11 protein-coding genes and 2 pseudogenes are annotated in these 15,722 nt (G+C 41.9%); 9 read left to right on the top strand and 4 right to left on the bottom strand.

Translation table 11 applies throughout. From position 1 onward, the window contains the following. The first annotated feature begins 10 nt into the window (after window positions 1-10). The 3 genes and pseudogenes from HMPREF9449_RS09615 (at window position 11) to HMPREF9449_RS09605 (ending at window position 3,990) form a co-directional block, all read left to right on the top strand. Complete coding sequence (locus HMPREF9449_RS09615) at window positions 11-3,238, top strand: type I restriction endonuclease subunit R (RefSeq protein ID WP_009137069.1); 3,228 nt, start codon at window positions 11-13, stop codon at window positions 3,236-3,238. Between the two features lie 66 nt (window positions 3,239-3,304). Continuing rightward, a pseudogene (locus tag HMPREF9449_RS09610) lies at window positions 3,305-3,583 on the top strand (metallophosphoesterase); the annotation flags it as partial. 56 nt (window positions 3,584-3,639) lie between these two features. Beyond that, a complete protein-coding gene (locus HMPREF9449_RS09605) occupies window positions 3,640-3,990 on the top strand; it encodes a hypothetical protein (protein WP_147640051.1) in 351 nt (116 codons plus the stop codon). 47 nt (window positions 3,991-4,037) lie between these two features. Here HMPREF9449_RS09605 and HMPREF9449_RS09600 read toward each other — a convergent pair. Beyond that, window positions 4,038-4,489, bottom strand: a pseudogene (locus tag HMPREF9449_RS09600) (Hsp20/alpha crystallin family protein). Between the two features lie 313 nt (window positions 4,490-4,802). After that, window positions 4,803-5,636 carry a type I methionyl aminopeptidase gene (gene map, locus HMPREF9449_RS09595; RefSeq protein WP_009137064.1) on the bottom strand — a complete coding sequence of 278 codons (834 nt, stop codon included), beginning with the start codon at window positions 5,634-5,636 and terminating at the stop codon, window positions 4,803-4,805. A 413-nt stretch (window positions 5,637-6,049) separates the two neighbouring features. On the opposite strand from map, the gene HMPREF9449_RS16575 reads away from it, so the two are divergent. From HMPREF9449_RS16575 to HMPREF9449_RS09570, 6 genes are all read left to right on the top strand, one after another. Next, window positions 6,050-6,199, top strand: a complete 150-nt coding sequence (locus HMPREF9449_RS16575) for a hypothetical protein (protein WP_009137063.1) — start codon at window positions 6,050-6,052, stop codon at window positions 6,197-6,199. Window positions 6,200-6,203: 4 nt separating this feature from the next. After that, complete coding sequence (locus tag HMPREF9449_RS09590) at window positions 6,204-8,396, top strand: glutamine synthetase III family protein (protein ID WP_009137062.1); 2,193 nt, start codon at window positions 6,204-6,206, stop codon at window positions 8,394-8,396. 92 nt (window positions 8,397-8,488) lie between these two features. After that, window positions 8,489-10,366 (top strand): amidophosphoribosyltransferase, encoded by a 1,878-nt coding sequence (locus HMPREF9449_RS09585; RefSeq protein WP_009137061.1) that lies wholly within the window; start codon window positions 8,489-8,491, stop codon window positions 10,364-10,366. Then, entirely contained in the window at window positions 10,341-11,168 is an 828-nt protein-coding gene (gene nadE / locus HMPREF9449_RS15925) for an NAD(+) synthase (RefSeq protein WP_050810417.1), read from the top strand. Before HMPREF9449_RS09585 ends, nadE begins: the two co-directional genes overlap by 26 nt. 84 nt (window positions 11,169-11,252) lie before the next feature. Continuing rightward, window positions 11,253-12,110, top strand: coding sequence for a diaminopimelate epimerase (dapF, locus tag HMPREF9449_RS09575; protein ID WP_040611771.1), 858 nt, complete (start codon window positions 11,253-11,255; stop codon window positions 12,108-12,110). A gap of 35 nt (window positions 12,111-12,145) precedes the next feature. Next, window positions 12,146-13,387 carry an LL-diaminopimelate aminotransferase gene (locus HMPREF9449_RS09570; RefSeq protein WP_009137058.1) on the top strand — a complete coding sequence of 414 codons (1,242 nt, stop codon included), beginning with the start codon at window positions 12,146-12,148 and terminating at the stop codon, window positions 13,385-13,387. 45 nt (window positions 13,388-13,432) lie between these two features. On the opposite strand, the gene HMPREF9449_RS09565 is transcribed toward HMPREF9449_RS09570, so the two are convergent. Together HMPREF9449_RS09565 and HMPREF9449_RS09560 are read right to left on the bottom strand one after the other, a co-directional pair. Next, a complete protein-coding gene (locus tag HMPREF9449_RS09565; RefSeq protein WP_009137057.1) occupies window positions 13,433-14,494 on the bottom strand; it encodes an NADH:flavin oxidoreductase/NADH oxidase in 1,062 nt (353 codons plus the stop codon). A gap of 22 nt (window positions 14,495-14,516) precedes the next feature. Further along, a complete protein-coding gene (locus HMPREF9449_RS09560) occupies window positions 14,517-15,503 on the bottom strand; it encodes an aldo/keto reductase (protein ID WP_009137056.1) in 987 nt (328 codons plus the stop codon). Window positions 15,504-15,722 lie beyond the last annotated feature (219 nt).

Genomic DNA, 15,722 nt, shown 5'->3' with positions numbered 1-15,722 from the left:
AGCAGCGACTATGGCAAACAAAGGGAAATATTATGAAAGTCAATTCGAGGAAGCAACCATCGAGCTCCTCCGCGAGGCACATTGGCAATATACATTTGGTGATGACATTCACAGGAAATATACCGATCCACTCATCGAAGAGGATTTAAGGAATTTTCTCGCCGTTCAATACAAAGACAAGAATTTGACCACCTCAGAGATAGACGGTATCGTTGCTAACCTGCGCAATATAGGTGGACAGAATGACTATTACGCTCTCCGGAATGCTTTTTTGCTCTATCGTGACGGTTATGATTTTGCATATAGCGATGGTCGGGATAATCCGTTTCGTTTGGAATATATAGACTTTAAGTATCCCGACCATAATGTTTTCCGTTGTGTCAATCAGTTTGTTATGGAACAGGGACGTGAAAATCGCCGTCCCGACATATTGCTTTTCATAAACGGCATACCCGTCTGTATTATCGAGTTGAAAAACCCGACCAAACAAAACGCTACTATACGCGATGCGCATACGCAGATTTGCACACGCTATATGCGGGATATTCCGGCATTGCTGAAATATTGCGCATTGGCGGTAATCAGCGACGGTGCAAAGAATGCTTTGGGCACGACATACACGCCATTTGAATTTTTCTACGAATGGAAAAAGATTGAGAATGAGGACAAAGCTGGAAAAGGACTTGATACACTTCGTACACTTATTCGCGGAGCACTTTCTCCGGAACGCATATTGGAGATATTACGGGACTATGTCTATTTTCCCGATCCTACAAAAGAAGACGACACGACTGAAATCGTATGCCGTTATCCGCAGTTCTTTGCTACACGCAAACTGCGAGACTATATCCTGAATCATTTGCGTTCTGTCGGAGGTGATGGTAAGGGCGGTACATATTTCGGAGCCACAGGGTGTGGAAAAACATATACCATGCTGTTCCTTGCCCGCCAATTGGCTTTGCGATGCAGAAAGCAACTGGGTAGCCCTACTATTCTCATCATAGTAGACAGGGAGGATTTGGAGACACAGACCGGGAAACTATTCTGCCGTTCGAAACAATATATTGAAGACGAAGCTGTAAAAGTCTTTGAAACAAGAAAGGAACTTGCCGAAGAAATGAGTATGCGTAAGACTGGCGGGGTCTATATTACCACGATTCAGAAATTCGCAGAGACTACAGGATTGTTGACAGAACGCTCTAATGTCATTTGCCTAAGTGATGAAGCCCATCGCTCCCAAAACAATATAGGTTCTAAACTATCCATCCAAACCGAAGGAGAAGCTGACAAGATAGGGGCGAAAATCACATACGGCTTTGCCAAATATTTACGGGATGCATTGCCGAACGCTACATACGTAGGCTTTACGGGAACACCCATTGACGAAACCGTACATGTATTTGGGAAGGTTGTAGATCAATATACGATGAAGGAGTCGGAGGATGACGGCATCACTGTCCCAATCAAATATGATCCTCGATTAGCTCGTGTATTCCTCAATAAAGAACAGGCAGAGAAAGTAGAAGAGTATTATCGCCTATGTGCAGACGAAGGGGCAACACCAGAGGATATTGCCAAGAGCAAAGCCGCCATGTCAAGTATGGAGATGATTATCGGTGATGAAGATGTCCTGCATCGTGTTGCCAAAGACATTATCGAAGATTATAAGCGTCGGACTGAGACAACTGACCGTTTGCAAAAGGCTATGATTACTTGCGCCGACCGCAAAATAGCATTCAGGTTGTATAAAATCATGCGAAAGATGCAGCCCGACTGGTTCGAGAAAAAGAAAGCATTGAACGAACTTGTATTGACAGCAGACGAAAAGAACAAACTGAACGACATCGCATTTGTCAATATGGTTATGACCAGAGATAAGGACGATGAAAAAGAATTTTACAATCTGCTTGGAGACAAGGAATATCGTAAATTTCTTGATACGGAGTTCAAATCGGAAAAATCGAATTTCCATATCTCCATCAATGTGGATATGTGGATTACGGGGTTCGATGTGCCTTGCCTTACGATGCTTTATAACGACAAACCGTTATCGAAACATACGCTCATTCAGACTATTTCACGTGTAAACCGTAAATTCGGCACAAAAGAGTGTGGCTTTATCATCGACTACATAGGTATTCGCGAAGAGATGAAAAAGGCCATGAAAAAATATGGTGGTGAAGTCGGTCCTCAGGAAGACTTGGAGGTTGCACGTGAAGTATTGCGGAACGAACTGCAACTTTTGCAAGAACGATTGTCTGGACTTGTATTTGACCGTTTCTTCGGGAACAATGACCTTGCCCGACTTCAGTTCATTCAGGAAGCGGCTGAATATATCCTTGCCAACAGTGTGGAACGAAAAGGAGAGGTTTCCTTTCTCAAACTTTTCAAGGAACATGTTAAACGGCTGCGCTCTGCTTATAACATCTGTAACCCAGCCGGCATTCTGACAGAAGAAGAGGTAACATGGAGCCAATGCTTTATGGGTATCTGCTCATACGTGAACAAAATGACTGCCACAGAGCACGACACGGAAAGCATGAACAGGTACGTGGAACAGATGGTTCAGGAAGCGATTCTTGCAAGTGGTGTGGAACGAGTAATGAATGAAGGTATTGAAGAAAATATTTTCAGCGACTCATTTGCCAAAGAGGTCGATGAAATAAAAATGCCGTTCACCAAGTTCCAAATTCTTTGTAAACTTGTCGCTAAAGCCATCAGAGCATACAGCCGGACAAACAAGATTCAGGCTGAACATTTCCAGAAAATGCTTGAAGATACGATAGATGCCTATAACACACGGGACAAGCTGACATTCACCAATGAAGTGACACAGAACGTAGTGAATGATGTATGTGACATTGTTTCATACAAAATCAATGGGCTGTCGAACAAACTGATGAACATTCTGAAAGAGCTTAAAGCTGATAGTGAGAAATTCAAGGTTTTGGGTATCACTTTCGAGGAGAAAGCTTTCTTTGATGTCCTTATTGAGGTTCGAGATAAACACGGTTTTGAGTATGCGGATAATCGTTGTATTGAGTTGGCAAAGAAAATCAAGACACTGATTGATGATACCGCTGTTTATGCCGATTGGTTAAATAACGACAACCTGAAAAGCAAACTCGCCAGCCAGCTTACCTATCTTCTTTACAAAGACGGTTATCCTCCTCAATGGGATGAAGAGGTTTTTCAGAAAGTTCTGGAGCAGGTGGAAAATTATAAGAAACATAAATAAACAGGTATTTTTAAATTGACAAAATATAGTTGAAATATGAGTTTATGTATTTAACATTTTTCAGATTTACATCTAATAAAAGATGAGCCATCTATGAAAACGCTGTTAACGTATTTTATTCAAAGCATGGATGAAATACAAAAAGACGGGAATATAGATCTCGTTATTTTTACTGGAGACTTAGTTGATAAAGGTGGGTGTAGCTTTGGAAATATTGATACAGCTTTCAAGGAATTTGAAAAAGTAGTAATAACTCCTATTATAGAAAAACTAAAACTTCCCAAAGAAGGATTCGTGTTTATTCCGGGCAATCACGATACAGAAAATGATGCAAAAAAAACATAGAGAAAACAGGCATTATCAAGACGTATTCTTTAAATGAGAAACAACAGATTATTGATTTGAAAAATTCTACGGATAAATCAATAATGGAAATGCTTTGTTCTCGAACAAAAGTGCTTAAAGAATTCGAGAAAACTTATTATTCAGAGAACTTAAACGGAAGTTACCAATACGGGGATTTTGAATCTAATTTCAAATTTGACATAAATGGGTGTAAAGTAGGTGTAACAAGTTTAAATGCTGTTTGGCTTTGTGGTCTTGGTGATGACAAGGAATTATTTATAGGGATAGATCAGATTACAAATTCACAATCGTTCCTTTCTGATTGTGATATAAAAATTATTGCATCACATATTGGGTATGATTTATTGACAGAGGCAGAAGGTAAGTATGCAAAAGAAACCACGTAAAATGCTGTATATTAGTTATTATATTTGCAGCTGTTATGCTTTTATTTTCATTTGTTACTTTCTTGTCCTCTTATCAAAATATATATTGCAGTTCCAATCTTCTTTATTTCGTTCATTTTCTTTTTAGGAAGATTGACGGTCAACGCCCCGTGTTCTACCTTTGCTTCGATTTTCTCTTTATCGATATTGTCCGGTAAAATCATTGTCTGTTGAGATTGAATATAAGAAAACTCTCTCCGGAGATATTTACCTTGCTTGTGATTTTCGTTATGTTCTTCTTTTTCTCCATAGAAACCAGAAGTTGATTTGCGTCGTCAATTTTGATCGTAAAATCATTTTTCGTCCTGCCCGGAGTGGCCAATTTTACTTTATATTCATTTTCATTTTCGATAATATTAATGGCCGGAGCATTTGTATTTGCTTTTTCTAGCCATTCATTTCCGAAGAAATCATTGAAAATTCCCGGGAACCAGTTTTGAGATCTTTTAACAGGCATCATAATTAATTCCTCCCCCTTCTTTAGTTAAACATTCAAATTTTATTCATTTGAGTTTTACTAGGAACTCGAACTCGAGAGTAGCTATTCCAATATATGCCAAATGATTTTAAGCGGAAAAGACTGAAAAATTGACTAGAAAAACGTCAACTTTCCAGTTTGTATTTTATGTAAATTACAGAAGGAAGTGTTTTCTAAGGATGTTTTATGTTCAGGTATTGAATTCGGATCTCCTCTCTATTTTCTAAACCCGGATATTTTTATCCTTATACATTTCTGTATTTGTAATTGCAATGTTTTCAAATGTGGGTCTCATTCAGTAGGTCAGAATTTCGGGCCCTTCTTCTGTAATTAAAATTGTATTTTCCCATTGAGCGGAAGCTGAGCCGTCGGCTGTATAGACTGTCCAGTCGTTTTCTTCATCGATAAAAATTTCATAGTCTCCCAGGTTAATCATCGGTTCTATGGTGAAGATCATACCGGGTACTAATAGCATACCGCTTCCTTTTTTACCGACATGTTCTACTTCTGGTTTTTCGTGGAAAGCGAGTCCGACCCCGTGTCCGCAGAAATCCCGGACAACAGAATAACCGTGGCTTTCTGCATTTTTTTGTATGGCTTCGCCTATATCTCCCAGAAATCCCCAGGGACGGGCGGCCTTTATTCCCAATTCCAGGCATTCGCGGGTAACGTCTACCAATTTCCGATAGGCTGGGGAGACGTTGCCGATCATAAACATACGAGAGGCGTCGGAAAAATAGCCGTTTAAGATGGTGGATACGTCTACATTAATGATGTCGCCATCCTGTAGGCGAATATTCTTATCCGGTATGCCGTGGCATACTTCGTCGTTAATGGAGGTGCATACACTTTTGGGAAAACCCTCGTAATGAAGGGGGGCCGGGATCGCTCCGTGAGAGAGAGTGAAATCATAAACTAAGGTATCGATTTCTTCAGTGGACATTCCTTCGTGAATATGGGCGGCTACATGGTCGAGTACGGCTGTGTTGATAAGTGCGCTCCGGCGAATCCCTTCGATTTGTTCTGGAGTTTTAATAATCTTGCGGGGAGGAACAATATGTCCGAGTCTTCTGTGATACCGTAACTTTTCTTCTAAAGGAGTGGGTTCCGGATTTAAGCGTTTGTTCATTATAATTATTTTACAGTCTTGATGTGTCTACATGCCCCTCAAAGATACCATAATTTTATTTTTTTATGCATTGTTTTTAGGTGTTTAAGTAAATAGAATTTTCGAAATAGAACGGTTCAATTGTTCAAAATAATAATGTTCCGGTGTATGAACGGTAGGCCCCCTAAATTTAAGTTGAAGGTTTTTGATTTGATAAATTTGTTATTTTTGAAAAGATGTATATAAATTATGGGGGTATGTATGGAAAATATATATTATTTTTAAAATATACCCTATAAAAATGATAGATTATTTTGAAAAAATATATATTTGTTGTCGAAATGGACAAAAAAGGATTAGGAAAGAAATGGGAGGGGATCGATAACTTTTGAGTTTTTCCGGCTTTATCATTATCAAAATGGAAAAGATCGGTTATGGAAAAAATCAGAAAAATTGATGTATTGGCTTTTGGAGGAGATGTTCCGGGGGATAAATGCTACATCCGGGCGGGTATTTATGACGGCTATCAGAAGTTTGGAATAGCTAAAAATATACTACTATACATTTACACACTACATTTATAAGCTTATGACTACTTTGAGATTTAAAATGGTGGAAGAGGCCATCAAACGGAAAGCTTTGGAAGTAAAGTCACCGGAGGCCCTTGCATCGGAGTATTTTGGCATTCATGTGTTCAATCGTGAAAAAATGGCAAAATATTTGCCTGAGGAAACTTTTCGGACGTTAGTAGACAGTGTGGATAAAGGCACACCTTTGAGTCGGGAAATTGCGGATAGCGTAGCGCAAGGGATGAAAAAATGGGCCTTAAAATTAGGGGTTACGCATTATACCCATTGGTTTCAGCCTTTAACGGGAGGTACGGCCGAGAAACACGATGCGTTTGTAGAAATGGATGGCAAAGGGGGAATGATAGAAGAATTTTCCGGTAAATTGCTGATCCAGCAGGAGCCGGATGCTTCCAGTTTCCCCAATGGCGGTATCCGAAATACTTTTGAAGCCCGCGGATATAGTGCTTGGGATGCCACTTCGCCTGCCTTTATTGTAGATACGACTTTGTGTATTCCGACGGTTTTTATTTCTTATACCGGAGAGGCTTTGGATTATAAAGTGCCCTTGTTGAAGGCAGAACAGGCGGTCAATAAAGCTGCAACCGGAGTGTGTCGTTTGTTCGATTCCGGTGTTTCAAAGGTCATGTCGTATCTGGGCTGGGAACAGGAATATTTTCTGGTGGATGAAGGTTTGTGGGCAGCCCGCCCGGATTTGATGTTGACGGGGCGGACTTTGATTGGACATGAAAGTGCTAAAAATCAACAGCTGGAAGATCATTATTTCGGCACTATCCCTACACGGGTGATGGCTTTTATGAAAGATCTGGAGTGCGAATGTCTGAAACTGGGAATTCCGGTCAAGACCCGTCACAATGAAGTAGCTCCTAATCAATTTGAACTGGCTCCTATTTTTGAGAGGACGAATCTGGCCAATGATCACAACCAGTTGCTGATGGTTGTGATGAAAAAAATAGCTCGTCGGCATTGTTTCCGTTTGCTTTTGCATGAAAAGCCGTTTAAGGGCATAAATGGTTCCGGAAAACATTGTAATTGGTCGTTAGGAACCGATACCGGCATAAATTTGTTGTCTCCGGGAAAGGCCCCTCAGGAAAATTTGCAGTTTGTCACTTTTTTAGTCAATGTATTGATGGCCGTTTACAAATATAATGGATTGTTGAAAGCTTGTATTTCTACGGCAACAAATGCGCATCGTCTGGGGGCAAACGAAGCGCCTCCTGCCATTATTTCTTCTTTTTTGGGTAGTCAAGTGAGCGAAGTATTGGATCGCATTGAAAAAAGCGATACGGAAGATGTGATCCGGATGGATGCCAAGGCCGGATTCCATTTGAATGGAATTACCCATATTCCGGAATTATTGATTGACAATACCGACCGGAACAGGACTTCTCCCTTTGCTTTTACAGGGAATCGGTTTGAGTTCAGGGCTGTCGGTTCTTCCGCCAATTGCGCTAAAGCCATGATTGTGTTAAATACAGCAGTGGCAGAACAATTGACAACGTTTAAAAAAGACGTAGCCCATTTGATGCAGCAAGGAAAATCCAAAGAAAATGCCATTTATTCTGTCATAAAAGAATATATCCGGAAATCTGCTCCGATTCGTTTTGACGGAAACGGATACAGCGAGGCGTGGAAAAAGGAAGCCTACGAGAGGGGATTAGATTGTGAGACTTCCATTCCGGTAATTTTACAGCAATTTATTGCACCCGATGTCGTGAAAATGTTTGAAAGCCAAGGTGTAATGACGGCCAAGGAGTTAGAGGCCCGGGAGGAAGTATATGTAGAGACTTATACGAAAAAATTGCAGATCGAAGGCCGGGTTTTGGGTGATTTGGCAATCAATCATATTATACCGGTAGCCTCCCGTTACCAGAATATATTGCTGGAAAAAGTGGGCCGTATGAGTATGTTATTCTCTTCTGAAAAATTGCATGCTTTGGCCCGCTATGATATGGAAATGATCGAAAGATTGTCTACCCATATCTCGGAGATACAAAATATCGTAGAACAATTATCCAATGCCCGGAAAAAGGCGAATAAAATAAGGAATGAAAAAGAAAAGGCCATGGCTTATCACGATACAGTCTTACCTCTGTTTGATAAAATTCGTTATCACATTGATAAGTTGGAATTATATATAGACGATGAGATGTGGCCTTTACCGAAGTATCGGGAGTTGTTATTTATCCGTTGATAAGAGAATGCCGGAGAAGAGTAGAACCGGTTGGGATGCCTTTTCCGGCTTGGAAGTATCGAAAAAATAATTTTTTGAATAAAAAAGAATATATGAGTGATCCGATTAAACATGAGTGTGGTATAGCACTTGTCCGGCTTTTAAAACCTTTCGAGTATTATCATCAGAAGTATGGAACCGCTGTATACGGTCTAAATACGCTTTATCTTTTAATGGAAAAACAACACAACCGGGGACAGGAAGGGGCTGGAATGGCATGTGTCAAATTGAATGCTCAGCCGGGAGAAGAGTATATTTTCCGGGAAAGAGCTTTGGGGAACGAGGCTATCAGTGAGGTTTTCGATCGTGTAAATCAACAGATAACTCTTCAGCAGGCAGACGGACAGCTTGCTTTTGAAAAATTGCCTTTTATCGGAGAATTGTATTTAGGGCATTTGCGTTATAGTACGACCGGTAAATCCGGTTTGTCTTATGTACATCCTTTTTTAAGACGTAACAATTGGCGGAGCCGGAATCTTTGTCTGGCAGGTAATTTCAATTTGACCAATGTGGATGAGATCTTGGCAGATATTGTAGCTAAAGGGCAACATCCGCGTCATAATGCGGATACGTTTATTATACTGGAGCAAATCGGTTATTTGTTGGACCGTCAGGTGGAGAAATTGTATGAACAATACAGTGCTCCGGGTTTGTCGGGTACGGAATTGAACCGTATCATAGAAGAAAAACTGGATTTAGAGACGATTCTCCGGACCGCTTCCGGGAAATGGGATGGCGGATTTGTAATCGGAGGGCTGACAGGAAGTGGGGATGCTTTTGTTTTCCGGGATAAATGGGGAATTCGCCCTGCTTTTTATTATGCCGATGAAGAAATTATCGTAGTAGCTTCTGAACGTCCTGTAATACAGACTATTTTGAATGTACGTACCGAACAGGTCCGGGAGTTGGAAGCCGGACAGGGACTTATCATAAAGAAAAGCGGCGAAATGAAGTTGTCCCGGATTGCTTCTACAGAAAAAATAACTCCTTGTTCTTTCGAGCGGATTTATTTTTCCAGGGGAAGTGACCGGGATATTTATCAGGAACGGAAAATGCTGGGAAATTTACTGACGGATCAGATATTGAAGAGTGTTGGTTATGATACGGATAATACTGTATTTTCTTTTATTCCGAATACGGCGGAAATCGCTTATTACGGAATGCTGGAAGGTCTGGATGATTACTTGAATTCGAGGAAGAGTGTGGAGTTATTGGGAACGACGGATAATGTTTCGTCTGATCGTGCAGATCAAATCTTATCCCGGAGGATTCGTACCGAGAAGCTGGCTATCAAAGATATTAAACTACGTACTTTTATTGCAGAAAATAATAGCCGGAATGATTTGGCGACACATGTTTACGATATTACTTACGGTACTATTGTGGAAGGAGTGGACAATATTGTGGTGATAGACGATAGTATTGTCCGGGGAACAACGCTGAAACAGAGTATCATTAAAATTTTATCCCGGTTAAATCCAAAGAAAATTGTCGTTGTTTCTTCTTCTCCTCAGATTCGTTATCCGGATTGTTATGGGATCGATATGTCGCGTATGGAAGAATTTATCGCTTTTAATGCTGCCATTGAGCTTTTGAAGGAAAAAGGACAGGAAAAGATCATTGAGGAGGTGTATCGGAAATGTAAGGAACAGCAGGGGCGTCCCAAAGAAGAGATCATAAACTATGTCAAAGAAATTTATGCTCCTTTTACGGATGACGATATTTCAGCCCGTATTGCTGAGATGGTGCGTCCGCAAGGAAGTCATATAGGAATAGAAATCGTTTACCAAACGATAAAGAATCTGCATAAAGCTTGTGAGGGGCATGCCGGGGATTGGTATTTTTCGGGGAATTATCCTACTCCCGGGGGAAATCGGTTGGTAAATAATGCTTTTATCCATTACTATGAAAATATCTATACAAAAAAATAATTGGCTGTCTATAGCAGAATTCATTCGACGGGATCTGGAAGATTATGTTGTAAGGCATAATTTGCGAGCTTTGGTATTGGGCGTTTCCGGAGGAATTGATTCAGCTCTGACAGCAGCCTTGGCTGCTGAAGCATGTCGTAAGTTGGGTATTTCTCTTTATGGCCGGAGTATAACCATTGAAACGAACACTGAGGCGGAGAAAGAACGTGCCCGGGCGGTAGGAAACGCTTTTTGTACGGATTTCCGGGAAGTGGATCTGACGACTTTGTATTTATCTGTCCGGGAGGAGATGGAGGAGGTAAAAATAAAAGAGATTTCCCGGGAGGACAAAGTTCGGAGGGGAAATATCAAAGCCCGGTTACGGATGATTTATTTGTATAATCTGGCTCAGCAACACAAAGGAATGGTGTTGAGTACAGACAATAGGACGGAATATATGTTAGGGTTCTGGACACTTCATGGAGATGTGGGAGATTATACTCCTCTATTCGGATTGTGGAAAACGGAAGTGTATGCTTTGGCCCGTGCATGGGTGGAGCAGGAAACAGAGCTGTCAAAGCGAAAAGCCTTACAGGCCTGTATAGAGGGGCTGCCGACCGATGGTTTGGGGATTTCGGCCAGTGATACGGAGCAACTAGGAGCCCGGACGTATGAAGAAGTAGATGATACGTTGAAGGAATATTTAGAGGGGGATTCTTTATTGGGAAATCCGACGGTTATCGGAAGGCATCTTGCGTCGGAATATAAACGTCGCAATCCTTATTGTATTACCCGCGGGATGTTGGGATTAGAAGATATATGACAGGAAGGTGCAGTATTCAGAATGAGGATACGGAATTTTGCCGGAGTTCTCTCCGAACCGGAATTTAGAAAATCGGAAATCAGTATGGAAAAACTGAAATTTACAAAGATGCAAGGTATTGGGAATGATTATGTATACCTGTATGGGATGGGAGATGCCTTGGGAGATATTCCGCAGTTGGCCCGGATAATAAGTGACCGGCATTTTGGCGTAGGTTCGGATGGCTTGATTCTGATTGACCCTTCCGATGAGGCGGATTTTCGGATGCGTATGTTTAATGCCGATGGTTCAGAGTCACCGATGTGTGGAAATGGCTCGCGTTGTGTCGGTAAATATGTGTATGACAAAGGATATACTCATAAAACGGAAATAAAATTGGAGACGGCAGCAGGAATAAAATTGTTGACTCTTTTTCCCGAAAAAGGGGAGGTAAAAAGAGTAAAGGTGGATATGGGCGAGCCGGAATTGCGTTCGGATAGAATACCTGTGGCTTTTGAAGGAGAACAAGTGGTGAATTTACCGTTCCGCTTGAGGGAAAAGATTTTTTATATCACCTGCGTTTCGATGGGCAATCCCCATGCCGTTTTATTTGTGCCGGAAGTCCGGGAAATAGAGGTAAAAACGCTTGGCCCTGCTCTGGAATTGCATCCTTTTTTCCCTCGACGGACCAATATTGAGTTTGTAGAAGTGATTTCTCCCGTCGAATTAAAGATGAGGGTTTGGGAAAGGGGTTCCGGTGAGACATTCGCTTGTGGTACGGGAGCTTGTGCTTCTTTGGTGGCTGCCGTTTTAAACGGAAAATCCGAACGTAAAGTAACTGTGCATTTGTTGGGAGGGGAACTGGAGATCGAGTGGGGGAAAGACAATCATGTCTATATGACGGGGGGAGCAGAGATTGTGTTTGAAGGAGAGATACAAGGAGAAAAAATGAAGAAAATCTGATTTTGTCTGGCGGATTTTCCATAGGATAAAAATATATGGTGTCGTTAAATGAACAATTTTTAAAATTACCCGAAAGTTATTTGTTTTCAGAAATCGCTGGGCGGGTGAAGGCTTTTAAAGCGGCTCATCCGGAGGCGGAAGTGATTCGTCTGGGGATTGGGGATGTGACAAAGCCTTTAGTTCCATCTGTTATAAAGGCTTTACGCCAGGCGGTAGAGGAAATGGCGGAGAGTAAGACGTTCCGGGGATATGGACCTGAGCAGGGCTATGATTTTTTGAGACAGACGATTATTCAGAAAGATTTTATGCCCAGGGGTATTTCTTTAGAGACCGATGAAGTATTTATCAGTGACGGGGCGAAAAGTGATATCGGCAATATTACGGATATGTTAAGCCGGGAAAATCGGATTGCCGTCACGGATCCTGTGTATCCCGTTTATGTGGACAGTAATGTAATGGGGGGAAGAGCCGGAGAGTTATTGGAAAATGGACAATGGAGTGATATTGTTTATATTCCTTGTACGGCAGAAAATCATTTTATTCCGGAATTGCCTTTGGTTTGTCCGGATGTCATTTATTTGTGTTTACCGAATAATCCCACCGGTATGACCCTTTCGAAATCGGAATTGAAGAAATGGGTCGACTATGCTTTGGAGAATAAGATTTTGATTTTATTTGATGCAGCTTATGCAGCTTACATTCAGGAAGAAGATATACCGCATAGTATATATGAAATACAGGGGGCGAAGGAAGTTGCCATTGAATTTCGCAGTTTTTCGAAGACCGCCGGATTTACCGGTTTACGTTGCGGGTATACAGTGGTGCCTAAAGCTTTGACAATAAAAATGCCGCATAGGGAGCAGGTGTCTGTAAACCGTCTGTGGAATCGCCGCCAATGCACGAAATTTAACGGTACGGCATATATCGTCCAACGGGCGGCTGAAGCTATTTATACGGAGGCCGGCCAGAAAGAGATCCGGGGAATTATTCGGTATTATATGGAGAATGCCCGTATAATCCGGGAGGGACTAAAAGAAGCCGGTTTTGAAATTTATGGAGGAGTAAATGCCCCTTATATTTGGTTGAAGATTCCGGAAGGGATAAATTCCTGGGCGTTTTTTGACCGGTTATTGACGGAATGTCAGGTGGTGGGTACTCCGGGGATTGGTTTTGGGCCGAGTGGGGAAGGTTATTTTCGTTTGACAGCTTTTGCAGATCAGACGGAAACCCGGCAAGCTATTCAGCGAATACAGGAAAAAGCTGCCGGGAGGTTTTGAAAAAGAGCCGGGATTCTAGGAATGGAATCCGCTTTTTTAGTAGGTTTAAGGTTCCACATCTTTATAAGGTAGGGGCCAGGGGATAGAAGCCTGGAGTTTTTGCGAAGCATGGAGAGGAAAATAAGGATCTCGTAATAGTTCCCTGCCCATTACAATCAGGTCGGCATTTCCGTTTACTAAAATTGTCTCTGCTTGTACAGCATCCGTAATCAGGCCTACTGTAGCTATTTTAATAGAGCTTTCTTTTTTTATCTGACTGGCAAAAGGTAGTTGGTAGCCGTAATTTACCGGAATTGGGGCCGTGTGAATCAATCCTCCTGAGGAAACGTCTAAAACGTCTATCCCTCTTTCGTATAAAACGTTCGCAAGGCGTACGGATTGAGACCAGTCCCAACCTTCGTTGGCCCAGTCCGTTGCGGAGATGCGGACACATAGTGGGAGTTCCGGGGGCCATACTTTGCGAACGGCGTCGACCACTTCTGTCAGTAGACGTATCCGGTTTTCAAAATTTCCTCCGTATTCGTCTGTGCGTAAATTCGACAGAGGAGAAAGGAACTCATGTAACAGATAACCGTGGGCAGCGTGAATTTCCAGAATTTTATAACCGGCTTTGACAGCTCTTTGGGTGGCTGTAGAGAAATCAGTTATGATTTTTTCTATTCCTTTTTTGTCTAAAACTTCTGGAATTCCGCTGTCTGCCCTTTGTGGAATTGCTGAGGGAGCAACAATGGGCCATCCTCCTTCAGCAGGTTTCAGAAATTTTCCTTTTTGGTCCTTTTGGGCAGAAGTACTTGCCTTCCGACCGGCATGTGCTAGCTGAATACCGGGGATGGCGCCCTGTTCTTCAATGAAAGTTGTGATTTGTTGCAGTTTTGATATGTGTTCATCCTGCCAAAGTCCCAGGTCATTGGGCGTAATCCGTCCTTCCGGGGATACGGCAGTAGCTTCCTGTAAGATGACAGCGGCTCCTCCCACAGCCCGGCTTCCCAGATGAACCAGGTGCCAGTCGTTTGCAAATCCGTCTTTAGCTGTATACTGGCACATGGGCGACATGACAATCCGGTTTTTTAAAGTTAAGGATTTCAGTTCGTAAGTAGAAAATAACATTTTAGTTTATTTTGAATGGGGGTTATAAAAGTACTTCCAGTTGTTTATTGATAAAATCCATTTCATCCCGCTTTAAAATGATATGGGTGGCGTGTGCATTTGAAACTGCCTGCTCCGGATTCCGGGCTCCTACCAAGGCTATTGTAATTCCGGGATGATCGATGGTCCAGCGGAGTACCAATTGGGAAAGAGAAGCTCCTTTTTCGTGGGCTAAAGGCCGGATTTTTTCCAGGAAAGCATTGGTGCGTAAAATACTTTCGGCTGTAAAAAAGGGATGATGTGCCCGGTGGTCTCCTGGTGCAAATTTATGGTTCGGAGTCATTTTGCCAGTCAGTAATCCTCGTTCCAGCGGACTGTAGGCAAGTACAGATTTTCCATGCTGAACACACCAGGGAATTGTCTTTTTTTCTGTTTCCCGGTTTACCATACTAAATGGAATCTGATCCGATACCCAGGAGATATATTGATCCGCTTCTGCCAATAAGTGATCGTCATAATTACATACGCCTGCATAGCGGACTTTTCCTTGTTCGATCAGTCTTTCTACGGCTTCGAAAGTTTCGCTCATGGGAGTTGTTGTATCCGGCCAATGGATCTGATAAAGATCGATGTAATCTGTTTTCAGCCGGCGTAAACTGTCTTCACATTCTTTTATAATACTTTCTTTTCCAGCATACTTATAGATATCGATGGGATGTCCGTCATTATCCTGGCTTTTAAAAGCAAAATCTCCTTTGGCTAAATCCCAGCGCATACCGTATTTTGTCAGGATTTGTACTTTGTCTCGTTTTATTCCTTCAATTGCTTGTCCGACGATTTCTTCGCTGGTTCCTTGTCCGTATATAGGGGCTGTATCTATGGATGTTACTCCTTCATTATAGGCTGCCCGTATGGCATTTACTGCGTCTTGCCGGTTTGTTGCTCCCCACATCCAGCCTCCGGCTGCCCAAGAACCAAACGTTATAACGGATAGTTCCAAATCTGTATTTGCTAGTTTTCGATATTCCATGGTATTTCATTTAATAATACTTGAATGTGTAATGTTTACGTAATAGAAGTTGTAAAGTTCGCCCCCCCCTCGAATGGCTGCTACGGTAAATCTTCCTTTATCGGTTAAATGTTTGTGACAAAAAACAGTTCCAGGAGGAATTTATTTTTCAAATTTTGAAATTTCCCGGCTCTTTCAGATCGTCTCGATAATTTGGCATAGTTCTTGTTGCACAAAATT

The sequence above is a fragment of the Odoribacter laneus YIT 12061 genome (assembly GCF_000243215.1).
In the GTDB taxonomy this organism is placed as follows: domain Bacteria; phylum Bacteroidota; class Bacteroidia; order Bacteroidales; family Marinifilaceae; genus Culturomica; species Culturomica lanea.
The sequence above is the reverse complement of the archived record's forward strand: the minus strand, read 5'-3'. Positions and strand labels throughout refer to the sequence as shown.

Coding starts and splice junctions, on each gene's coding strand:
- HMPREF9449_RS09615 (WP_009137069.1), top strand. CDS start 11: ATGGCAAACAAAGGGAAATATTATGAAAGTCAATTCGAGGAAGCAACC.
- map (WP_009137064.1), bottom strand. CDS start 5,636: ATGAACAAACGCTTAAATCCGGAACCCACTCCTTTAGAAGAAAAGTTA.
- HMPREF9449_RS16575 (WP_009137063.1), top strand. CDS start 6,050: ATGGAAAAAATCAGAAAAATTGATGTATTGGCTTTTGGAGGAGATGTT.
- HMPREF9449_RS09590 (WP_009137062.1), top strand. CDS start 6,204: ATGACTACTTTGAGATTTAAAATGGTGGAAGAGGCCATCAAACGGAAA.
- HMPREF9449_RS09585 (WP_009137061.1), top strand. CDS start 8,489: ATGAGTGATCCGATTAAACATGAGTGTGGTATAGCACTTGTCCGGCTT.
- nadE (WP_050810417.1), top strand. CDS start 10,341: ATGAAAATATCTATACAAAAAAATAATTGGCTGTCTATAGCAGAATTC.
- dapF (WP_040611771.1), top strand. CDS start 11,253: ATGGAAAAACTGAAATTTACAAAGATGCAAGGTATTGGGAATGATTAT.
- HMPREF9449_RS09570 (WP_009137058.1), top strand. CDS start 12,146: ATGGTGTCGTTAAATGAACAATTTTTAAAATTACCCGAAAGTTATTTG.
- HMPREF9449_RS09565 (WP_009137057.1), bottom strand. CDS start 14,494: ATGTTATTTTCTACTTACGAACTGAAATCCTTAACTTTAAAAAACCGG.
- HMPREF9449_RS09560 (WP_009137056.1), bottom strand. CDS start 15,503: ATGGAATATCGAAAACTAGCAAATACAGATTTGGAACTATCCGTTATA.